This is a genomic window from Arcanobacterium urinimassiliense (assembly GCF_900119495.1).
GTDB lineage: Bacteria > Actinomycetota > Actinomycetes > Actinomycetales > Actinomycetaceae > Arcanobacterium_A > Arcanobacterium_A urinimassiliense.
Genome location: NZ_LT632435.1, coordinates 469,908 through 491,517, shown reverse-complemented (window position 1 = coordinate 491,517; position 21,610 = coordinate 469,908). Strand labels below are relative to the sequence as shown.

17 protein-coding genes are annotated in these 21,610 nt (G+C 46.8%); 9 read left to right on the top strand and 8 right to left on the bottom strand.

The window, feature by feature from the left end:
* The 5 genes from BQ7117_RS02230 to rfbB all read left to right on the top strand — a co-directional run bounded on the left by BQ7117_RS02230 (position 1) and on the right by rfbB (position 5,499).
* A complete protein-coding gene (locus BQ7117_RS02230; protein WP_073995999.1) occupies positions 1–1,230 on the top strand; it encodes an ABC transporter ATP-binding protein in 1,230 nt (409 codons plus the stop codon).
* A 4-nt stretch (positions 1,231–1,234) separates the two neighbouring features.
* Entirely contained in the window at positions 1,235–1,474 is a 240-nt protein-coding gene (locus BQ7117_RS02225; RefSeq protein WP_073995998.1) for a hypothetical protein, read from the top strand.
* A gap of 104 nt (positions 1,475–1,578) precedes the next feature.
* Entirely contained in the window at positions 1,579–2,295 is a 717-nt protein-coding gene (locus BQ7117_RS02220; protein ID WP_161939411.1) for a rhamnan synthesis F family protein, read from the top strand.
* A 50-nt stretch (positions 2,296–2,345) separates the two neighbouring features.
* Positions 2,346–4,403: a glycoside hydrolase family 99-like domain-containing protein gene (locus BQ7117_RS02215; RefSeq protein WP_084789820.1), complete on the top strand. Its 2,058-nt coding sequence runs from the start codon at positions 2,346–2,348 to the stop codon at positions 4,401–4,403.
* A gap of 103 nt (positions 4,404–4,506) precedes the next feature.
* On the top strand, positions 4,507–5,499 hold the full coding sequence (gene rfbB / locus BQ7117_RS02210; protein WP_073995996.1) for a dTDP-glucose 4,6-dehydratase: 993 nt from the start codon (positions 4,507–4,509) through the stop codon (positions 5,497–5,499).
* A gap of 132 nt (positions 5,500–5,631) precedes the next feature.
* On the opposite strand, the gene BQ7117_RS02205 is transcribed toward rfbB, so the two are convergent.
* The 6 genes from BQ7117_RS02205 to BQ7117_RS02180 all read right to left on the bottom strand — a co-directional run bounded on the left by BQ7117_RS02205 (position 5,632) and on the right by BQ7117_RS02180 (position 13,567).
* The gene (locus BQ7117_RS02205) at positions 5,632–6,252 is read right to left on the bottom strand and encodes a dTDP-4-dehydrorhamnose 3,5-epimerase family protein (protein ID WP_073995995.1); all 621 of its coding nucleotides are present in this window, start codon (positions 6,250–6,252) and stop codon (positions 5,632–5,634) included.
* A 52-nt stretch (positions 6,253–6,304) separates the two neighbouring features.
* Positions 6,305–7,147, bottom strand: a complete 843-nt coding sequence (locus tag BQ7117_RS02200) for a glycosyltransferase family 2 protein (protein ID WP_073995994.1) — start codon at positions 7,145–7,147, stop codon at positions 6,305–6,307.
* Positions 7,148–7,155: 8 nt separating this feature from the next.
* A complete protein-coding gene (locus BQ7117_RS02195; protein WP_073995993.1) occupies positions 7,156–8,454 on the bottom strand; it encodes a nucleotide sugar dehydrogenase in 1,299 nt (432 codons plus the stop codon).
* A gap of 129 nt (positions 8,455–8,583) precedes the next feature.
* Positions 8,584–9,210 (bottom strand): hypothetical protein, encoded by a 627-nt coding sequence (locus tag BQ7117_RS02190; RefSeq protein ID WP_073995992.1) that lies wholly within the window; start codon positions 9,208–9,210, stop codon positions 8,584–8,586.
* A 27-nt stretch (positions 9,211–9,237) separates the two neighbouring features.
* Positions 9,238–11,727, bottom strand: coding sequence for an FG-GAP-like repeat-containing protein (locus BQ7117_RS07825; RefSeq protein WP_237563038.1), 2,490 nt, complete (start codon positions 11,725–11,727; stop codon positions 9,238–9,240).
* A 166-nt stretch (positions 11,728–11,893) separates the two neighbouring features.
* A complete protein-coding gene (locus BQ7117_RS02180) occupies positions 11,894–13,567 on the bottom strand; it encodes an asparagine synthase-related protein (protein ID WP_073995991.1) in 1,674 nt (557 codons plus the stop codon).
* A gap of 148 nt (positions 13,568–13,715) precedes the next feature.
* Here BQ7117_RS02180 and BQ7117_RS02175 point away from each other — a divergent pair, with 148 nt between their 5' ends.
* On the top strand, positions 13,716–14,954 hold the full coding sequence (locus BQ7117_RS02175; RefSeq protein ID WP_073996939.1) for a glycosyltransferase family 4 protein: 1,239 nt from the start codon (positions 13,716–13,718) through the stop codon (positions 14,952–14,954).
* Positions 14,955–15,060: 106 nt separating this feature from the next.
* On the opposite strand, the gene BQ7117_RS02170 is transcribed toward BQ7117_RS02175, so the two are convergent.
* Positions 15,061–16,224, bottom strand: coding sequence for a glycosyltransferase family protein (locus BQ7117_RS02170; protein ID WP_073995990.1), 1,164 nt, complete (start codon positions 16,222–16,224; stop codon positions 15,061–15,063).
* 12 nt (positions 16,225–16,236) lie between these two features.
* On the opposite strand from BQ7117_RS02170, the gene BQ7117_RS02165 reads away from it, so the two are divergent.
* Genes BQ7117_RS02165 through BQ7117_RS02155 form a run of 3 tightly spaced genes read left to right on the top strand, consistent with a single transcriptional unit; the run spans position 16,237 to position 20,450 of the window.
* Positions 16,237–18,312, top strand: coding sequence for a DUF6541 family protein (locus BQ7117_RS02165; protein WP_143273947.1), 2,076 nt, complete (start codon positions 16,237–16,239; stop codon positions 18,310–18,312).
* Positions 18,313–18,364: 52 nt separating this feature from the next.
* Complete coding sequence (gene wecB / locus BQ7117_RS02160; protein ID WP_073996938.1) at positions 18,365–19,432, top strand: non-hydrolyzing UDP-N-acetylglucosamine 2-epimerase; 1,068 nt, start codon at positions 18,365–18,367, stop codon at positions 19,430–19,432.
* Positions 19,419–20,450: a glycosyltransferase family protein gene (locus BQ7117_RS02155; RefSeq protein ID WP_073995988.1), complete on the top strand. Its 1,032-nt coding sequence runs from the start codon at positions 19,419–19,421 to the stop codon at positions 20,448–20,450. Before wecB ends, BQ7117_RS02155 begins: the two co-directional genes overlap by 14 nt.
* Positions 20,451–20,522: 72 nt before the next feature.
* Here the strand turns inward: BQ7117_RS02155 and BQ7117_RS02150 are convergent, their stop codons facing one another.
* The gene (locus BQ7117_RS02150) at positions 20,523–21,608 is read right to left on the bottom strand and encodes a glycosyltransferase (RefSeq protein WP_073995987.1); all 1,086 of its coding nucleotides are present in this window, start codon (positions 21,606–21,608) and stop codon (positions 20,523–20,525) included.
* Between the last annotated feature and the right edge of the window lie 2 nt (positions 21,609–21,610).

Genomic DNA, 21,610 nt, shown 5'->3' with positions numbered 1-21,610 from the left:
ATGAATACTAAACCGGCAATTATTGTAGATGACGTCAGTAAAATCTTCGAAATTACTGCTGATAGGCGTGGCACGCTAAAAGAGCGCTTTGTGCGCGGACGCGCCCAGCGTAAATCTAAGTTTACCGCTTTAGAAAATATATCTTTTGAAATTCCCCGCGGCACTACTTTCGGATTGATAGGGCATAACGGCTCGGGCAAATCTACCATGTTAAAGATTCTGGCAGGCGTATACCGCCCCACGCGTGGAGAAGTAAAAGTAGCTGGAAAAGTCGATGCACTCCTAGAACTAGGGGCAGGTTTTCACGGCGAATTGACGGGGCGGGAAAACATCTACCTAAACGGAGCGATTCTCGGGCGTACTAAAAAAGAAATCAGGGATTCTATAAATTGGATAATAGATTTTGCTGATATCGGAGATTTTATCGATGCGCCCGTAAAAGTATATTCCTCGGGTATGACGGTGCGTCTAGGATTCGCTTCGGCGGTAGCTGTACATCCAGATATCCTCATAGTTGATGAAATTATCGCTGTGGGAGATGAAAATTTTCAGCGTAAATGTTTTGCACACTTAAATGAACTTCGCCGAAAAGGTACCACTATTGCTCTAGTTACCCATTCCTTGGCACTAGCACAAGATTTATGCGATCAAGCAATCTGGCTTGACCACGGAAAATTACAAAAGATAGGAGATGCCCACGATGTAGTATCTGCCTATCTAAATAACGTAAACCAACAAGAAACAATACGCGGCGAAGCTAATCTTACGAAAAGTAATAATTATTCTTTCCGGCAAGGAAGCGGCGAAGCCCGCATTACGCAAATCGATTTTTTGAATGCAGAAGGCAAAGTTGTACCGATTCTTCATCCCGGTGAAGCGGCCACTGTCCGTATGCACATTACGGCACAACAAGAATTGCAGAATATAGAAATTGGTTTAGCGTTTATTCACGAATCTGGCACCACTATTGCTGGGCCTAATTCCCGAGCACAAGGCCGACTGTACAATTTACCGGCCGGTAATTCTTCGGTAGATTTTTCCTTAAATTCTTTGTTGCTCCAGCAAGGAGTGGTATGGATATCCAGTGCTTTAGTAGATGGCCAGCACGTCTACGATTACGCCGATAGAGAGTATACTTTGACGGTACGGGAAGATTCCCCCGTAGAACAGCCAGGCGCAGTAATTTTCCGCGGCGATTGGAAAGATATCCACCCGATAAATCAGGAGTGAGTTAATGGCACAGAATAATGATGATTTATCTACTGCGAAAGAGATTCACCTACTGCGCTCTGCTTTACAAAATACGCAACAAGAATTAGCGCGCTTAGAAACGCAAAATAACGAACTGCGGATAGAACTAAATAAAACTCAAGAACTACTACACGAGTGCCAGCAGCAAATGCAGATTCTCCGCAGTGTAGCTTTTCCGTTCTTAAAAAGTGCCCGGCATCTGAAAGCGCGTATTAAATGCTGAAAAATTTCTACCGGCCATCCCGATCCTTAGTTGCACAAGTTTCACCAACTATGCAATTAGAGAGAGGAAATAGCGCCGCAATCTCTAAATGCGAAAAAATAGCATTGATTGCGCAATTTTCACCGCACGCAATACAAAAAAAATCACTCAGTACCTACACACAGGCACTAGAAAAAAGCGGATTTTTACCGATAGTTATCTCTACCTCCCCGGCAGCAGAGAAGCTAGAATTTCCTTTCGGTTTAGCTGATTCGACTCTTATCTATCGGCGTAAAAATATCGGCTATGATTTTGGATCTTGGGCACAGGCCTTGAAAGAACTACCAGCGGTGCAAAAAACCCGCGTAACTTTACTGACCAATGATTCACTACTGGGCCCCTTTGCTGATATCTCTCCGCTGCTGGACTGGATTTGCCAGGAGGGCGCAGATATTCGAGCTCTTACTACTTCTTGGCAATTTACAAAACATTTACAATCTTATTTTTTGGCTTTTCGGGGAGGCATTCTACAAGATCAGGTCTGGCAAGATTTTTTCTCTTCTATACGTACCGAACCGGAAAAAATGGATGTGGTGACCCACTATGAAATCGGCTTAAGTAGAATTGCTTATCGGTATGGCTATTCTGGAGAGAGCTATATATACATGACTAAGGAATACCGCCATTTCAATAACCCGACGGTGACTAATTGGAAAGAAATTCTAGAAAGTGGCGTACCCTTCGTAAAGCGAACTCTTTTCACGGAGGCAGATTCGGTAAATACAACTACAATATCGGAATACTTAGAGCAAAAATACAACGTAAATCTCAATGAGTGGTAGCGGTAGCGCCGATATAAGCAGCAAAGATAGAGTAGAAAACGGAGAATAAAATGGGGAGATTATTAAATGGACTGGGGCGCCGAGCAGAATATGGCATGGCGCGCGCCCATAATGCCGTAATAAATTTAGCTACCCATGGTTCAATATATGCAGCCCAGCCCAAACATCCGGCAGATTTTCTAGCTTATACTCAGCGCCTCGGAGGCCGGCAAAATTCGGGATTTCCGGATAAATGGCGTTTAGATGAGCGATTCCCGCTCGTAAATCCAGCAAAAGTAGCTGTGGTATTGCACTGCTACTATCCAGAGCTATTGGAAGAGCTCTATCAGCATCTAGAAAATATACCGGTAGAATTCGATTTATTTATTACCAATGCTTCTGGTACGGAAATACCGCTTCCGCAAAATTTAGCTTTGCTGCAGCACCAGATTGTGCTGCCAGTGGAGAATCATGGACGCGATATATTTCCGCTTGTGCAGCTGGTGAATGCGGGATTCCTTAATCCTTACGAAATAATTTTAAAGATGCATACTAAGAAATCTGCGTGGCGGGAAGATCATCAAGAACTTTCTGGCACGGGCACGCAGTGGAAGGATGCTTTTTTAGAGGATTTATTAGGAAGTAGAGAAGCTACCGAGAATATTCTTGCTGCTTTTGCTGCTGATGCTTCATTAGGTCTAGTCACTGCGAAAGGAAATATCTTAGGTAAAGAATTCTGGGGTGGAGATAAGAGAATTGTAAAGAACCTGCTCCGCAGATTAGAGCTAGATTTAGAGCCAAAAAAACTACGCTTCGCTGCTGGATCTATGTATTGGGTACGCGGATTTGTGTTGCAAGGATTGCGCTCTCTCAATTTGACTGCAGCTGATTTCGATAAAGAAGCTGGGCAAGTAGATGGAACTACCGCACATGCTATTGAACGTATAATAGGGATTCTGTGTGAAGAGGCAGGTTTAAGCCTAAATGACGTATCCACTACGGCGAATATTTCGAAAAATATCTCCTCTGATGCCATTTGGCAGTACTTCCAAAAAGATCAACCGCGCCAGCCTCGTGTGCAAGCCATTCCATTTTATCTTCCTCAATTTCACCCTTCACAGCACAATAATCGTTGGTGGGGAGAAGGATTTACGGAATGGTCGAATGTGACGGGAGCAGTGCCTGCTTATAACGGGCATTACCAGCCAAAACTTCCCACTGATTTAGGTTTTTACGATTTACGCTACGATGACGTGCGAGAGGCACAAACTAAATTGGCAAAACAGTCTGGCATTACTGGATTTATGTACTATTACTATTGGTTTGCCGGAGAAAGACTTTTACATACACCCATTGAAAATTTACACGCTTCTAAAGTTAATATGCCTTTCTGCCTCATGTGGGCAAATGAAAACTGGACCCGCCGCTGGGATGGGCGAGAAGCAGATGTACTTATAAAACAAGATTATGAAAAGATACCGGCGGCAAATTTCATCGACGATATCATCGAATTTCTGCTCGATCCGCGCTATATCCGTATCGACGGCAAAGCAGTTCTTGCCGTCTATCGTCCCGGGCAAATGCCAGATTTTGCTGAAATTGCCCAAGAGTGGCGAGAACGGGCACGCGCAAAAGGTGCTGGAGAGCTGCTTATTCTCACCGTAAATGTAGGTAAAAATTTTGATTCCTTAGAAGGAGATTTAACCGCACAGGGAATTGACGGCGCACTCGATTTTCCGCCACACAATCTACCTTGGGCTCCGGGGCCAGCAGCAAAAATAAAACTGGATAGGCGCTGGCGAGGAAATTTAATGAGCTATCCAAAATTAGCAGCAGCGGCTATTACCCGTAACCGAAAGCTCCCGGCAAATGAATATCCAGGGGTTATGGTAGGCTTTGACAACACTGCGCGCCGGCAATGGAATCCAGATATTTGGTATGGATCCAATCCGTATACTTTCCATCGTTGGCTAAAAGAAACTGCCGATGTACTGCTTTCTCGCCCGCCCCAGCAGCGCTTGCTATTTATTAATGCGTGGAATGAATGGGCAGAGAGTGCAATTCTTGAACCCACTACTCGTTTCGGTAATACCTTCCTTTTAGCAGTGCGCAGCGTACTATTTTCTTAAACGCTCCCTACCCAACTAGGCAAAATATGCTCACCTTCGAAAGTTAAGATAATTTCGATAGTAGAATACTAGCTATACAGTTACTACTGAAAAGGAAACAGCAATGAAAGTATTGGTGACCGGTGGCGCTGGATTTATCGGCGCTAATTTTGTGCATACCACAGTAGAAAATCTGCCGGATGCGGAAGTGACGGTATTAGATAAACTCACCTATGCAGGAAATGCCCAGTCAATTGCCGGTTTAAAGCGCGTAAATCTAGTGCAAGGGGATGTGGCAGATGCGGATACGGTAGATCCCTTAGTGGCCGCAGCCGATGTGGTGGTACATTTCGCTGCTGAATCCCATAACGATAATTCTTTGCGCAATCCATGGCCCTTTATTTCCAGCAATATTATCGGCACTTATCAACTCCTGGAAGCAGTACGCCGGCACGGTACCCGCTATCACCATATTTCTACTGACGAAGTTTACGGCGATTTAGAAATTGGAGAAGATCGCAAATTCCAGCCGGGTGATGCCTATATTCCGTCTTCTCCTTATTCAGCATCGAAAGCTGCTTCTGATCATTTAGTACGCGCTTGGGTGCGCTCTTTCGGCATTCCGGCCACTATCTCTAACTGCTCTAATAACTATGGTCCATATCAACATATAGAGAAATTTATTCCGCGCACTATTACGAATCTTTTTGATGGAATTAAACCGCGCGTCTACGGTACAGGCGAGCAGATTCGCGATTGGATTCACGTGCTCGATCACAATACGGCCGTCTGGGAGATTATTAATCACGGCAAAATTGGCGATACCTATCTCATTGGCGCAGACGGCGAACTCACAAATCTGCAAGTGACGCAAATGATTCTCGAAGAATTTGGGCTAGATAAAAATGATTTTGAGCATGTAAATGATCGCCCCGGCCACGACCAGCGCTACGCTATCGACAACACTAAGCTAGTGAAAGAACTCGGCTGGCATCCGCACTACACCGATTTCCGGGCAGGTTTGCGCGATACCATCAAATGGTATCGGGAAAACGAAGACTGGTGGCGCAGCGAAAAAGCAGAAATAGAAGCTGGCTATAGGGCGCAGGGTCAGTAATACCTAAAAGCTTAAAGTTGAAAACTTAAAGCCGGCAGGTATTTCCCCTGCCGGCTTTAATTTATTACTTATTTTATTGCCGGATTGTGCTATTTTTTATTCCCGAATCGCATTACTCTGCCGGCACTAAATCTATTTATTATTTAATTCTTTATAAAAAGCCTGGCACTCTTCCCACGTCGGAAGTAAACCTTGCTCTTTCGCTTCGATTAGAGTCGGAGCGGCGGTATCTTTTTCGCTCCGCAGTGGAGTCAAAGGATTTCCGGCGGGAGTAGTGGTAGGCCATTCAATTCCTACCGTTTCATCGAGCGGAGTAATTCCATGCTCCCGCCCCGGGTTATAACCTGCGGAGCAAAGATAAACTACCGTGGAATTATCTTCGAGCGCCATAAAAGCATGCCCGAGCCCCTCTGCTAAATAGATAGCACGCCGCGTGGTATCGTCAAGCAGTACCGAATCCCACTGGCCGAAGGTGGGGGAACCTACACGAATATCTACGGCAATATCTAGTACAGCTCCGCGCGCACACATTACATACTTGGCTTGGCTCGGTGGCACATCAGCAAAATGAATACCGCGCAGTACACCCGCCGCGGAGACGGAAGTATTTACCTGCTGTAGATTCAAGGGATGCCCCACCGCTTCTGCTAAAGCAGCTGCTTTATAGGCCTCTAAGAATACTCCGCGGGCGTCCGGATGCTGCTGCGGAGTAATCTCGAATGCTCCCGCTATTTTCAAAGGGCGAATCTTCATTTTTTCTTCTCTCCGGCGCGGCGCGCCTTTCTACTTTTTACCTGTGCTTCTATTATCCAGCACTGTGGAAGCGCGTGAGTATTTTTTTCCGTATCTGGAGGCCACACCGCAATAACCAGCGGAGCGGTGCTTGCCCAGGTTTATTATAAATACCTTGTAAATACAGGTAAGCCGATTCATGATGCGCCGCAATCATGGGCAGCGGGCGCTCTTTCCAAGATTTACCCTGTTCATGGCATACGGCTGCTGCTGGCACATAGAGAGATTGCCAGCCGTGCGCTTTCATATCTTCACCCAGCTGAGTATCTTCAAAAAACATGAAATAGCGGCTATCAAATCCACCGCATTCTCGGAAGGCGGACATCCGAATGAGTAGGCACGCTCCGGAAAGCCAATCTACTGGAGTATTTTCCGCAGTAGTGAGGAGATTTTGATATTTTTTGGTAAAAGGATTGCCCGGCCAGATAGGAGCGAGCACTCCATGGCCTATTCCGGAAAGTAGCCGCGGAAAATTACGGGCAGAAGGATAGATATCGCCGCCGGGGGTGTAAATACGTGGCCCGTATACTCCTGCTTGGGGATTTTCTGCCGCTGCTGCCAATAATTTTTGTACAGTATCGGGCTGTAACTGTACATCGGGATTCACCACGAGGAGCCACTCCCCGCTATAATCTGCAGCTCCTAAATTCACTGCGCGCCCGTAGCCCAGATTCTTTTCCGCCTGCACAATTTGCACCGGAATTTTCTTTGGTAATTGTGGTAGCGCACCTCCATTATTGACCACTACTATTTCCCATTGAGAAGTAGCAGCAGCGCAGGCAGCAGCGGCACTTTCTATTAAATTTGGCAATTCTGAGCCAGAATTATAAGCAACCGTAACTACCCGTATATGCATCTTTACACTTAGCTATGCATTGCGCCGATTACTAGCCGCGGAGTACCTGCCCATAGCGTGGGATCAGTTACGCGCCGGCCATCAAAAAGCACCTTGATACCGGGGAAATCTTGCGCGGAAATTGTGCGATATTCTTTATGATCTGCCTGCACTATTACTGCATCTACTTCTGTACCTAGGCGATAAGCTTCCCAACCAAATTTTGCTAATTCGCTATCGCTAAACATTGGATCGTGCACCGATACCTTTGCTCCGCGCTTTTCTAATTCACTCACGGTAGCGAATACTCCTGAGAAAGCAGTCTCTTTTACTCCACCGCGATAAGAGGCGCCTAATACAGCTACTTTTTGATCGCGTAGATCTCCCATTACCTCTGCGACCTGCTCTACCACATAAGCTGGCATACCCGCATTAAATTTACGAGCTGTACGCACAATAGAAGCATCTGGATCAGTAGAGAGATAAAGCCGCGGATACACCGGTATACAATGCCCGCCTACCGCAATGCCAGGGAAATGAATATGTGAATAAGGCTGAGAATTGCACGCATTAATTACGCGCTGCACATCAATACCCACTTTATCGGCATATACCGCAAATTGATTAGCAAGACCAATATTCACATCCCGATAGGTAGTCTCCGCCAGCTTTGCCATCTCGGCCGCTTCCGCATTACCCATATCCCAGACGCCATTTGGCTGCGGCAAATCCTCGCGCTTATCAAAAGTGAGCACAGATTCATAGAATTTAATTGCTTTTGCGGTGCCAGCAGGAGAAAGCCCGCCCACTAGTTTCGGATAACGGCGTAAATCTTGGAATACTCGCCCCGTAAGCACTCGCTCCGGAGAGAACACTAAGTGGAAGTCTTCTCCTTCGCGTAGGCCGGAAATTTCCTCAATCATGGGCTTCCAGCGGTTGCGAGTAGTACCTACCGGCAAAGTAGTTTCATAAGAAATTAGCGTATTGGGAGTGAGGTGGGCAGCTAAAGATTTAGTAGCGGCATCCATCCATCCAAAATCTGGAGCCCAAGTCTCATCATTTACGAATAGCGGAACTACCAGCACCACTACGTCTGCTCCGGGGATAGCTTCTGCATAATCAGTAGTAGCCCGCAACCGACCAGCCGGCACTAATTTAGCGAGTTTTTCCTGCAGATGTGCTTCTCCGGGAAATGGCTCTAGCCCTTGATTAATTTTTGCTACCGTTTCGGCATTTACATCTACACCGATTACTTCGTGCCCGGCGTCTGCAAACTGAGTAGCCAACGGTAGACCAATTTTCCCCATGGCGACAACTGCAATATGCATACTATTCCTTCCCCTGATTTCGGTATTAAACCCACTGTAATCTACAATTGTAGTCTTTCTCGTACCTAAAGTGCTTATAAACTTTCTGTGCAGTTTGTTATAAGTACCGCAAAATAATGAAAACTAGCACTAAAAAATTAACGGCCAAGTAGGTAAGCAGGAACTAATTAATTCAATATCTGCCCCCGTCTTAGTACTAATTCTGGTGTACTCCGGATTCACTTTCGGCTGCCGCCCTGCGGTTAAATCCTCATAAGCTGCCTTTTCATCGGTAAACTGTGGAATCTCTCCCCGCAACAAAGCCGGAGCATTAGCAATATAACTATTCAACGCCGCAGCTACTCGTTTCCCGTCTTTATCACTTCCAGCAGCGGCCTCTAAAGCCGGCATCTTCTCATTTTTGAAGTACTCTAAAAATGCTATCCAAGTTCTCTGTACCTGCTCTTCCCGCGCCTTTGTAGCCGCAGAATCTTCGCTGCTAACTTTTTCTGCCTGCGCGGCCACAAAATTTTTCCCCGGTGTGCTCTCGCCTAATGCAGCAGAAAATACTCTATCCATCTGCGCACATATCTGGGTAGGCGGAGCTACTTCCGGTAGCGCTGAATTCGGCCCAATAGACTTCGCAGCGGGCGGGCGGTCTTTATCGGCAGGCACCACGGTATTATTTTCTGAATCTGCTGCCGAGCATGCCGCTGCCCCGCCGCTGAGCACAAATAATACTAGAAATAGCAGAGTAGATATTCGATTTTTATTCATAACACTATCTTGAAAAATTACGGAATTTTACGGGAAAGGCCGCACTACTAGCGGAGCAATTCCACCCCAGCCGTATCCGGCAGTCACATGATCTATACGAGCAGGATTCCCCATCCAATTAGTGTGAATCACTTGATCATTACCAATATAGATAGATACGTGCTGCACGCCAGCAGATCCTACGTAGAAAATTAAATCTCCCCGTTGCCGCTGGCTAAAAGGTACTTTCTGGAAACGCCCATAGCTATATAGCTCTTTAGAAGTGCGATAACTCGGCCAAGCATGTTTAATTACATTTATCGGCTGCGGATCCATTCCCGCTGAATAGAGAGCTTGTAGTACTAATCCAGAACAATCAAAACCGAGCGCATAGTAACCAGCTCCACCCCAAGTATAGTCAGAACCAGTCTGCGCATAAGCATAACCAATCATTCTCTCAATGCGCTGCGCCCGGGTAGCGCTGATATCTATAGGCTGAGTTTGGAAAGTATCTACATTCCACGGATATCCAGTATAAAGATGTGCCCAAGTCTGCGCCCCCACTATTCCATCCGCATATAGCCCACTTCGGCGCTGGAAAGAACGCACAGCAGAAATAGTGCCATTATCTACAGTAGCTAAACGAGATCCGTACCAAATCCCTAGCTTTTTCTGCACTATTTTTACTTTTACTCCGTTCATTCCCGGAGTAAGAGTATTAGTTGCGCCTCCTAAAGAAGTGATATGCGATGTAGGCTGTAAATACCCATTTGGAGCCGTATATCCCCGCACGATTGCCGGGCGAGTCCCTGGATAAGGGGTAAATCCTTTATTGCTACCTGTATATTGGAAAGCATATAAATACAGGTCGCCCGCTTTATCAACGGCATATACCCAAGTTGCTTCTGCGCTAGCTCCGGCATATACCAAGTTAGTGAAATTCTGCCATCCATATCCAATACGCACGCCAGCTTGGAAGGAACCATCACTATTTTGCCGCGCCAGCTGTAGGTGCCCCTTCGCGTCTATATAAAGCAGATCGGAGTACCCGTCTTTATCAAAATCATCCATCGAAAAAGCGCCATGCAAAAATGAATGATCGCCGGCTATTTTCTTGGTATAAGAGATATTTCCTTTGCCATCTCCCACATAAGCATAAAGCTCGCCGCTGCTATCTAACCCATAGATAGTAGGCTTTTTCTCTATGCCATTGCGCAGATAGAAAATATCACTGTACTCAGCGAATTCTGGATGTAGATTCTTCGACTTCCCGAATCTACCTTTCCCGTCACTGGTATATAGGCGCAAATCTCCCTGCGGGGTACGCGCAACTAAATCCGGGCGAGTATCTTTATCATAATCAAAGCCGCCTATTACCGGTTTATACCCTTGCCAACCATTTCCTATTCTCTGAGGCGCTTGGAATGCCCAATTTGTACCCATCGGATACACTCGGAATCGCCCTGCGTTATCAATAAGTCCCACATCAGAACGGCCATTCGAAGCAAAATCTCCTAAGCCAATCACCTTATTACGATCAGTAGGCCAGCCGTTGCCAACTTTCTTCTTATCGATATTGCGAATAGAACCCCACACAGTTGGTATATCGGGAGTAACCACAGCAGGCGGAGTTACATCTTCTGCCTGTGCATGAGAAAGAGTGCTTTTAATATCAGCAGGAAGATTCTCTACCCTACCTGGAATATCGCTACCCGCAGACTGCGGCAAAAAACTATTTATGGTGTACTGGCGCAGCAGGCCATCTTCCAGAATGCCGCGGAGCAACTTTCCATCTCCTATGGAAAAGAGATAGCGAGCAGATTCCAGCTCCGCATCTATCTGGTAATAACTCACTTTTTCCAGCTGAGGAGCTATTTTATAAAGACGCAGCTCCGCATCAGCAGTCACTGCCCACATATCTGCAAAGCCATCGCCGTCTATATCAGAGCTAAGCGCGGTAACCTGCAGCGGCGTATTTTCACCAAATTCATGCACTCGGATGATGTCTTTACCGTCTGTCTCCCAAATATAAAGCTTTCCTGCTTTCACCCCAGATATAAGCACTTTACCAGCAGCGTTCGCGCCGCCAACCGAAAGAGCTTCTACTTCGTTCCAACCAGCAGAAATATACTGCTTAGAATAAAAATTACCGTTCCCTACTCCCCGATATAGATAAAGTTTTCCATCGTCACTAATCGCAAAAATATCTGGGTGAGAATCCCCATCAAAATCTACTCCGCCAAATACTTTGCGCATAGTTTTCCAACCAAAACCCACTTGCCGCGGATAGGAAAACGCCGTACGAGAATTCATCGGGTAATACCAAAGAGTGCCATCGCTGCGGATAAGAAGCATATCTTCCCAGCCGTTGCTATCTAAATCTCCCGGATTAATTACTTGCGCTATTCCGCCTGCAAGCCAGCCATTACCAATAACTGCCGAATCAGTATTCAATTGTGCTTTACCGTTCCCAGCTACAGCTGAATCGGAAATATCATCTGCACTCGCCGCCGGCAACAATGAAGAGGAAAATATCATCCCGATCGTGCAGAGAAGTAAAATAAATAAAATTTTTCCGCTCTTCATCGCTCTTATTCGCATAACTATTTACCCTTAATTCTTGCGATTCGTCTATTGGCTAGCTATCTATTGGCTGACCAATTTTCATGCTATATATCTTCTATTAAAAAACAAGAATTTCCGTTTATTTTGGGCAAATCTCACTATCGGGAATCCATTCGTTGGCCAAAAACAACCGAATAAACTCCGCCTGTAAAGTAGAGCCAGCAAGCAATCGAAAAACTAATTTTTTCGAACTCGGATTTGGTAAAAATGCCTGAAAAGCCATGGGGTGATGTAATTGCGCCCGCACTGATTTCACTCTGTCTAAGGGAGCCGCAATAGAAAACTTTCTATTTAAATAGCGCCAGATTTGAATTGGCAAAGCCGCCGCATTGTAGCGGCTATCTCCATAGTATTGACTGGAAGCTGCCGCCTGCTGTGGAGCAGTACTTTCGATTTGCCGAACCGGCTGGCTGTCTTCTTCCTCTGCGTTGCCAGCAGAATCTTCAGCACATATTTTCTCATATAACTCCGATACATATTTGCGATACCAATCTCGGTTTAGATCATTGAAACAATAAGCTCCCTGCTCCCAGGCGCGCACTACTTCTATATCGAGCATAGGAAGTGCAAAATCTAAATCGAAATGCTCATAAGCACGCATAGAGTTATTTATGTATTTGGCTTGCCGCTCCCGCACATTAAACCATTCCAGCCAAGATTGCATATCTTGATTTTCCAGGCGAAAATCTATTTCTGCGGCGAACTCTTCCATAGGCTCCGCGAGCGCCGCCCGCAACGCCGCCGGTGGCTTTTTGGGGGTATTGGCATAGTGCCGCATTATTATCTGCGTAAGTTCAGTAAGGGAATAGCTGGACTTAGAAGTAGCCGGAGTCCAGCTGTAGAGATTACCCACAATGGTATGCCCGGGTAGCACTATATCTCCTGGGTGGAGAATACCTTTTTGGCGTAATTCTCGCAGCGCATACCAATCCTGATAATGCGGTAAAGCAGCACCGCTCCAGGCGGCGCGCAAAAATGCTGCGCCCTCTGCCTGCCAGACTCGATGCAAATCAAGCGGGTCTATTTCTACTCCATACCAAGGGAATCCAGCTTGCGTAGCAATTTGCTCCGATATTTTCATTTCCTGGCTACCTGCCACTCCGTAGGTAAAAGTGAGTACCCGCTGCGCTTTGCATTCTTTCAAGAGTACTACGAGCAAGCGGGAATCTATCCCACCGGAAAGTGGCACCACTAATTGCTGATTCTCTTGCCGAGCTAATACCTTCTGCATAGCTCTGCTAAGAGCAGTATGAAAAAGCCTGATAAATTCTTTTTCCTCCGTAATTCGCTGCGGCGCATATTGGAAACGGTGATATAGGTGTAGCTGCGGAGTAGGGTTACCCGGAATGAGCTCTACAATGCTAGCTGCGGGAAGCTGATAGACACCCGTAATTAAAGTTTCTTTTCCTACTGTGAACCCAAAACTCCGAAATTGCTCAGCAGCAGATTTATTTAATTCCCACTCCGGAAGCTGATCGCGCAGCACCTCCGGGGAGTCGCTTACTAGCCAAGCCCCATCTAGATAAGTAAAAAGGAGCGGGATAGAGCGGGCAAAATCAGAAATGAGAAAAATCTGCCCGGCATCTCCTTTGCGCACTGCCGCAAATTGCCCCGCCTGCGCCGCAGCCCAATTTTGCAGTTCGGGAAGCGCGGCAGGTAACTCTTCTGCAGCGGCGCTAGCCGGTGCGCGGCGTACAAAAGATTTTCCATCCTGCTCTAGCCAATCTTTTGTAAACACTAAATTTTTTTGCATTCTATTCTTCACTCTTATCTATTCTTTCAGGTGCTAGTTATGCTACTTCACTTATTACACATTATTTACCCGTTTCCTACCCGTTATTTTACTAACTGCCTTCCTACAGAAGAAACAGAAACTGCGAAATCATGAAAGAATGGCAGCTATGGAGCAGAAAAAAATTGCCATAGTTTCGCGTATATATTCTCCAGAACCGGCGGCGGCTAGTTTTCGGCTATCTGCCTTAGCTGCCACTTTAGAAAAAGCCGGGAATGAAGTGCAGGTATTGACGGTGCGCCCACCGCAGGCGCTGGTGAAAAAATCTGTCTCTCCGAATAAACAAAATGAAGCGACTGGGCAAAATAAAACTAATATCCAAATTTCTCGCTTTCCGGTGCTCCGCGATAAAGAAGGTTATGTAAAAGGCTACCTGCAGTATTTAAGTTTCGATATTCCCGCCTTTTTTCGCGTGCTCTTTTCCCGAGCTGATGTTTTTATAGTGGAGCCTCCCCCCACCACCGGCTTTTTTGTGCGCATAGCCAGCACTCTCCGCCGCAAGCCTTATATTTATTACGCAGCTGATATCTGGTCAGATGCGACGGAAGCTATGGACACCCCCGGCATTATTACCCGAATTCTACGCAGCGTAGAGAGCTTTGCTCTGCGCGGTGCCAAGCGGGTAATTGCCGTATCTCCAGGAGTGGCAGAACGAGTGGCGGCTTTAGGAGGAAACCCCACAGTAGTGCGCAATGGAATAGATACCGAAATTTTTTCTCCCACTGGCTCTCTCCCCCGCCCAGAAAAATTGCAGAAATTAGGGATATCACCAAATTACGCCGTCTATGCTGGCACAATGTCTCCCTGGCAAGGTGCAGATATCTTTATTCGGGCTCTTAACCAGGGCCCACTGCGCGATACCGATTTAGATCTAGTGTTCATGGGGCGCGGTGACGATCTACCGCATCTACAAAAACTCGCCCAGGAGATTGCCCCCGGGCGCGTGCATTTTCTAGATTCGCAGCCTCCCGAAATATCTGCCCAATGGCAGCGCGGAGCAGTAGCCGGTCTAGTATCTATCGCTCCTGAATGCGGCTACGATTTTGCCTACCCCACCAAATTTTTAGCTTCTTTAAGTTGCGGCACTCCCGTGTGCTACGCGGGAGCTGGGCCAGCCGGAGCCGAAATCCGTCAATTCCAACTCGGAGAGATATGCACTTGGGATAGCCAAGAAGTAGCAGAAAAATTAGCGAAACTGCTAGACGAGCGCGCTGCTCAATCTCCGGAAGCTGCAAAAGCCCATACCCAAAAGTTACATGGGTGGATTCAGGCGCATCGCTCTACAGCCGCGAGCGCTGCCGCCGCTGCAAAAGTAGTAGCAGAAGCCCTAGCGGCTACCCCTAGATAGCGACCCCACTCCTAAATAAACTAGACGAACTAGTTAGGCGAACTAACCGAACCCAGTTAAACCTAGTTAAGTGAGCTAGCTGATCCCAATTAGAACTAACTAAAATCTAGCTAGACTTAGCACCCTCGTCAGTTAAGAATTCCCGTAAAATATCCCGCGCTGCTTCTGCTTCTTTTTCAAAATTTAACTCTTGGGCGGCACGAGCAGAATTTTCCTTGAAATGCGCGATTTTCTCAGGAGTGAGGCTCCGCAAAGATTCCACGATTGCTTCTTTCGTAAAATCTGCTGCGACCACGCCACAATCATAGTGCTTCAGTATATCTACCATTTCGGCAGTTGGCCCGATAGCTAACGCCAAGCGAGCTTGCAAAAAATCAAAAATTTTATTGGGGAGTGCCAGTCGCGCATTCGTATTATAGGGAGGAATCCAATACGCTCCTACGTCATATTGATTAAGAGTAGCTGGCAAATCAGCGGGAGCTACGGGCTGATGAAAGCGAATATTGGCGGCTCCCGCTGCCCGCTCATGCAGTTCGCGAAGATACTTACCGCCATCGTTCGCAGGTACTAGATAAAAATCGACTGAGGTGCCCTCCCCCAGTTCTTTTACCGCGTCAATAATAACGTCGATATTTCTACCGGCTACTGCCCCTCCGGAGTGCACTAAACGCAGCGTATTTTTATCAACTGCGGAAGGAGCTAATTCCACATAGCGCGGAGCATTACGCATTAGCCGCGGGCGAATTCCAAAATGCTCACTATATAAATCAGCTATCTTTCCCCCTACCGTGGTAGCGGCATCTACTTGCGGGAGATATTTACGGCAGATATGTACCATTAACGGCTTCACCAGCAAGCGCCAGACCAAAATTTGGGTACGCTCCTCCGGTGCCCATTCATGTAAATCAACCCAAATCTTCGCTTCCCCTTTACAAGCGAAAGCTAAAGGAAGGGCGCGCGCGTCGTTCGCTATTACGACATCGAATTTCTGCCCCGCCAATGCTTCTAAACCCCACTGAGCACCAGGAGCCGCTAATTCAGCTGCCGCCAAGCGGCGAAAGGCTAATTTGGCTACTCCAGAAATATTCTGCGGAAGCGACGGCAAATAATCAGGTATCTGCAAATGCGTAGTTGCTCCGGCAGGTTGTACTCCATAGCCAAGCGTAGTTATTTCTCCAAATTCTTTCACCACCGAAAGCTGGCGCAATACTCGCGCATCTTTAGCGATATTTGAGAAAGAAATTACCAATATCCGAGGTTTATCTACCATAGTTTTTAGTATATGCTATTCTCTGATTTCGTAGCTAAAGGGGAAATTACTATGGCTTGGCTAAGCGCGCTTCCACAGTTAATAGGGGCATTTCTAGTGCTTTTTCTCCCGGGAGCGCTGCTTCTCTTCACCCTCGGTTTACCTAAATTTTTCGCTTTTGCTTTTTCTCCGGTGATAGTAGCCACCTTTACTGCTTTTTGCGGCACCTTCTTCCCTTTCGTCAATTTACCTTTCAACCCCTACACCCTCGGTGCCTCCTATTTACTTTTACAACTACTGGCACTGCTGCGGCTAGCGCTAAAAAGAAAATATGGTAAATCAGCTCCAACTGCGCAGAGCTTCTCTCCCTACCTAGCTCTTCCAATGCGGCTCTGCTGGCAAAATTTCCTCAACTATTTCCTAGTTGTGCTCTGCCTACTCGCCCTTTGCCTGCCTTTTTTGCATATCGACCCGCAAGAACCTCTACATCGCTGGGATCCGATAATGCACGCTAATGCCATACAGCTAATTGAACAAAATGAACGTGCCTCTTATTTCAATTCTTTTACTCGTGTTTTCGGGATAGATACTTCACCCACTAATTATATGGCCGGTTGGCACGGGCTCGTATCTCTAGTAGCCGCCTCTCACACAGTTATTCCGGCGATCAATTCCTTTAATTTATTAGCTAATTTAATCTGGGTAAGCGGTCTGCTATTACTAGCTTTAGTCTTAGGATTTTCTGCTCATCAACGCAGCGGTATTCTGATTATGATGGCGGCTATATTCGCTTTCCCCACTCTGCTATTTTCTGCCTATCCGCCTCTTCCCAATGCTTTTTCCAATTCTCTGCTACCTGCGTTGATGGCCGGGACAATAGCTGCGAGCCGCTACGTAGCTTGGCGAAAAAATCTCACTACGATGGGGATACAGCTAATAATTTTTGCAGTGATTTTTAGCGGTTTGGTACTTATTCACCCCAATGCCCTTCTTAGCTTCGCCGTCCTCATCTTGCCGATAGCTTTACTGGCGACAAAGAAAATATATACCGAAGTACTGACTACTTCCCGTGCTCGCCTGATCTATATCGGAAGTATCTTGGCTACCGTCGGAATGGCCATTTTCCTAATCTTTGCCTTACCTTTTATTCGCAATTCTTTCCTCGGACTGCTAAATGCTCAGAATGCCCGCAGTTTTAACTACTCACGCCTTTCCTACGCTCTTAGCTCTACGCTACTTTCTCGCCCTGACTTCGCTATGAGTGACGGAAAAATTTACCCAATCTGCACAATAATAATCTGCAGCATGGGTGCTATAGCTCTTCTCCTGGGAATAATTTCGGTATTGAAAACCCACCGTTATCGCTGGATCTTTTGTTCTTATCTCTTAATAACTGCGCTAGTTTTTACCGCTTTTCTGCAGGGCGGTCCTCTCTTCTCCCTCGCTTCACTCTGGTACGCCTACCCGAATCGGCTCTTAGCTGCCCAGGCCATACCGCTGATTCTGCTAGGAGGTATAGGGATAAGTGCCGCTTTAGAAAAATACGAATCGCAAAGAAAGAAAAAAGGGCGAAAAGTATCCCATAAATTCTTCACCTATGCCGCTCTCACCAGTATGGTTATCGCTTTGTTACTGACTTTCCCGGTGCGTTTTTTCCTTGTTTCCTACACTTGGGGAGAGACGAAGAGCTCCACTAATATTATGAGTAAAGAAGAACTAGCGATGATTCGCCATCTCCCGCAGGTTTTACCGAAGAATGCGCTGGTGCTCGGTGAACCACTCAACGGATCTGCCTACGTAATGGCTATTTCTGGCATAGATACGGTCTATCCGCAGGGATATATCCGCCCCTCTAACTATCGAGAAATTTATGTATCTACTCATTTATCAGCTATTGACTCCGATCCGCGAGTCTGCGAGCTAATAAATGAATTAAAAATTACCCATATTTATTACGATAAGGAACGCAGCGGATTAATGGGAACCCGGCTACCTACTGTTGGCCTCAGCAGCGTCGACCTAAGTAAAGGTTTTACGAAAGTCGCAGAAGGTGGGAGCGCCGCAGTTTATCGCATCGATGCCTGCAAGCACAGCAATTCTGCAGATTAGTGCTATTTCCTCTATTAACCACCGAGAAGATCTTTACCGTATAATTTCAAATATGAAAGTTTTAAGCGTAGTCGGAGCCCGTCCGCAATTTGTAAAGTTAGCCCCAATTGCCCGGGCTTGTGCAGCAGCCGGTGTAGAACATATTATCGTGCACACTGGGCAGCATTATGACCCCCTGCTTTCGGATGTATTTTTTGCAGAATTGCAAATTCCCCGCCCACAAGAAAATCTCGGCGTGGGTTCCGGCTCCCATGGCAAACAAACTGGCGCTATTTTAGCGGCAATGGACGGCGTTCTGGAAAAGTATCAGCCAGATTGGACGCTCGTATATGGAGATACTAACTCCACTTTAGCCGCCGCGCTCAGTGCGGTGAAGCTAGGCTTCCCCATTGCCCATCTCGAAGCTGGGCTGCGCTCTTTTAATCGCCACATGCCGGAAGAACATAACCGGGTACTGACTGACCACGCCGCTGATTTACTGCTTGCCCCCACGGAAGTGGCACGCCAGCATTTAGAAGAAGAAGGTCTCGGAGAGCGCACGGTAGTGGTAGGCGACGTAATGACCGATATCTTGCTGGCCGAAAAGCGCAATGCAGAGGGAAAAATTCCTACGGCCATCACGGATTTAGATTTAGATAAAGGTGAATACTATATCGCTACTATTCACCGCGCCGAAAATACCGATGACGAAAAGCGCTTGCGCCATATTATTGACGCTTTACAAAATCTAGATTGCCCCGTGGTACTGCTAGCTCATCCGCGCCTACGTAATGTATGCAAGGATTTGGGAATTAAAATTAATGGGAAGAATTTAATTCTCAATTCTCCACTGCCCTACCGAGAACTTATCGCTGCAGCTAGCGCCGCGCGCGGAATAATTACTGATTCCGGCGGTTTACAAAAAGAGGCATTCCTACTGCGCGTACCTTGCACCACGGTGCGCACGGAAACTGAATGGGTAGAAACCGTAGAATTAGGGTGGAATAAGCTGGTAGAGCCGGAAGATTTAGCAGCAGCGGTACATCGCCCGGCGCCTACTCCCACTGATGCTACTCCCTATGGAGATGGGAAAGCGGCAGAGCGGGTAGTAGAAGAGCTTATTAAACATGCTAAAAAGTAATTCTGTACTGCACGTAGGGGATATGGCTTTTACCTCTACTCATTTAGTGGCAGCGGCCAATGCCCAGGGTCTGAATTGGAAAAAGCTGCAAATCACAGAAGTTTCTTGCTTTTCAGATATGCCGCTGGCGATGCTGGAAAAATTAGGGCGCGGCATTGGCTGGGAGGTAAAGCTCCTGGGAAATAAAATCCTGCGCCCCCAGATTCACCTCCACAGCGCTATCGCCTTACCCTATGTAAACTGGGCACTCGGAAAAAACTATGCTCTGCATCTACATGGTACCGATATTCGTACCCGTCTTTACCAAGATGCGTATCGTGAAACAGTATTACGGGCAGTGGAAAAAGCCAGCGCCATATTTTATTCCACTCCAGATTTAGCAGAGCATATTTTGCCGTTACGCGCCGATGCACGCCTAGTACCAGTGCCGATTTCTTTATACTCATATAAAGATCCCCGCCCCCACGGCCTGGAAAAGATAGGGAACTATATCTTTTTCAATTCCCGCTGGGAAAGCGTAAAAGGCGGAAAAACCCAACTGGAAATGGCGCGCATACTGCGTGCTAAACTCCCGAAAAGTATTACGCTGGTCGGCTTAGATTGGGGAGAAAATGCGACGGCGGCCGCCCAGATTGGAGTGCATCTGCTGCCGCGGCTCTCTAATCGGGAATTTCGTGCTGCCCTGCACAATGCCCAGTTATGTATAGGGCAATCTTCCGGAATTATGGGAGCTTCCGAATTAGAATCTTTAGCCGAAGGCACTCCTCTCGCTGTTCCGCTCCAAAAAAGCTGGTACACCGGGGAGGATAGTTCTCTACACGATATTCCCGTAATTGGCGGCACCGAAGTAGAGTGCAGCGATGCAGAAAAACTGGCTACTTTAGCTATAGCGAATTTAGAAGCAGGAATTCCCGCTCATACTGCTCAGTGGCTACAGGCTAATCACTCTCCCCAAACTGCTCTGCAGCGAGTATTAGCAGGCTATACCGCAGCAAACGAGCGAGAATCAGCAAAATAGTAAAATAGTAAAATAAGCCAATGCTAAGGCAATAAAGATACAGAGGTGTACTTCTGGCTAATTAATAGCTAATTATTTTTCCAATACTGCGGCGGCACTCTTAGCGCGCGCTTCCCAGGTTTCTTCCTCGCGCACTTTTTGCACTCGCTCTGTTACATCTGCCAATTTTTGCGGATTTGCTGCTAAATCTTCCAGCAGCGCCACTAAGTTTTCTTGCTTGTAGGGAATAGTGAAACCAATACCTTTTTCCCGCACTACTTCTCCAGCTAAAGTGCCTTCCGAAGCGATAATCGGTTTACCGTATCCTAAATACTCATAGAGTTTAATCGGCACTGCGAAACGGCGATACTCATTCGGCTCCATAAATAACAATCCCAGAGATGCCGCATCATAATAAGGAGCTAACTCTTTAGCACTGCCGTGCACTATCTGAATTCGCTCGTTCATATAAGGGGAAAGTTCTGCTCGATATGCTTCCCACTGTTCTTTACGGACACACATGGTGAGCTCTACATTCGCCGTCTTCCCTACCGCTTGGAGTGCCTTGGTGATTCCATAGTGCGCACCCAAACCGCCTACATAAAAAATATGCAGCCCGGCTGGAGTCACACTTTCTTTTACCATTGCCCCGGGCGGCAATGGACTACATAAACTAGCTGGATAGGGTACATAGGAAGCCATTTCTCCGCTTGGTAAAAAGAGATGTACGCGGGCGCGGCTCATAGCCCATAAATCAAAACGGTAAAGCAATTTACACAAGCTGCGCTGCCAGAGCGGTATCCCTGCTAAACCCTCCGGAAATTTCCAATAAATATCCCGATAGAAAATTCCGACGGGAATTTGCTGGCGATGAAAATAGCTAAAAATACGCGCTTCTAAAAAAGGCGCTAGACCCTTTTTTATACTGCTGGCCAATAAATTAGGCTGCGTAGAATTTTCCCCATATACAAACTCTATTTTCTTTCCAGCTTTTATTTCTTTTTTTAACTTCCGAAAAGCAGCAGCTCGCTGCGCGGGGTTACCGGTAATTTCGTATACTTCGTAACCTAAATTCTGAAAAGCCTGCCGCATCTGGGTAGGGCGGAGGCGACTCCCGGAAGCATAATTTTCTTCTAGGGGATAAGGAGCATGGAAAACTACCGTCTTTTTTGCGGGCATTT

Excerpts from the sequence above, each read along its gene's own strand:
- BQ7117_RS02230 (WP_073995999.1), top strand. The coding sequence starts at position 1 with ATGAATACTAAACCGGCAATTATTGTAGATGACGTCAGTAAAATCTTC.
- BQ7117_RS02225 (WP_073995998.1), top strand. The coding sequence starts at position 1,235 with ATGGCACAGAATAATGATGATTTATCTACTGCGAAAGAGATTCACCTA.
- BQ7117_RS02215 (WP_084789820.1), top strand. The coding sequence starts at position 2,346 with ATGGGGAGATTATTAAATGGACTGGGGCGCCGAGCAGAATATGGCATG.
- rfbB (WP_073995996.1), top strand. The coding sequence starts at position 4,507 with ATGAAAGTATTGGTGACCGGTGGCGCTGGATTTATCGGCGCTAATTTT.
- BQ7117_RS02205 (WP_073995995.1), bottom strand. The coding sequence starts at position 6,252 with ATGAAGATTCGCCCTTTGAAAATAGCGGGAGCATTCGAGATTACTCCG.
- BQ7117_RS02200 (WP_073995994.1), bottom strand. The coding sequence starts at position 7,147 with ATGCATATACGGGTAGTTACGGTTGCTTATAATTCTGGCTCAGAATTG.
- BQ7117_RS02195 (WP_073995993.1), bottom strand. The coding sequence starts at position 8,454 with ATGCATATTGCAGTTGTCGCCATGGGGAAAATTGGTCTACCGTTGGCT.
- BQ7117_RS02190 (WP_073995992.1), bottom strand. The coding sequence starts at position 9,210 with ATGAATAAAAATCGAATATCTACTCTGCTATTTCTAGTATTATTTGTG.
- BQ7117_RS07825 (WP_237563038.1), bottom strand. The coding sequence starts at position 11,727 with ATGATATTTTCCTCTTCATTGTTGCCGGCGGCGAGTGCAGATGATATT.
- BQ7117_RS02180 (WP_073995991.1), bottom strand. The coding sequence starts at position 13,567 with ATGCAAAAAAATTTAGTGTTTACAAAAGATTGGCTAGAGCAGGATGGA.
- BQ7117_RS02175 (WP_073996939.1), top strand. The coding sequence starts at position 13,716 with ATGGAGCAGAAAAAAATTGCCATAGTTTCGCGTATATATTCTCCAGAA.
- BQ7117_RS02170 (WP_073995990.1), bottom strand. The coding sequence starts at position 16,224 with ATGGTAGATAAACCTCGGATATTGGTAATTTCTTTCTCAAATATCGCT.
- BQ7117_RS02165 (WP_143273947.1), top strand. The coding sequence starts at position 16,237 with ATGCTATTCTCTGATTTCGTAGCTAAAGGGGAAATTACTATGGCTTGG.
- wecB (WP_073996938.1), top strand. The coding sequence starts at position 18,365 with ATGAAAGTTTTAAGCGTAGTCGGAGCCCGTCCGCAATTTGTAAAGTTA.
- BQ7117_RS02155 (WP_073995988.1), top strand. The coding sequence starts at position 19,419 with ATGCTAAAAAGTAATTCTGTACTGCACGTAGGGGATATGGCTTTTACC.
- BQ7117_RS02150 (WP_073995987.1), bottom strand. The coding sequence starts at position 21,608 with ATGCCCGCAAAAAAGACGGTAGTTTTCCATGCTCCTTATCCCCTAGAA.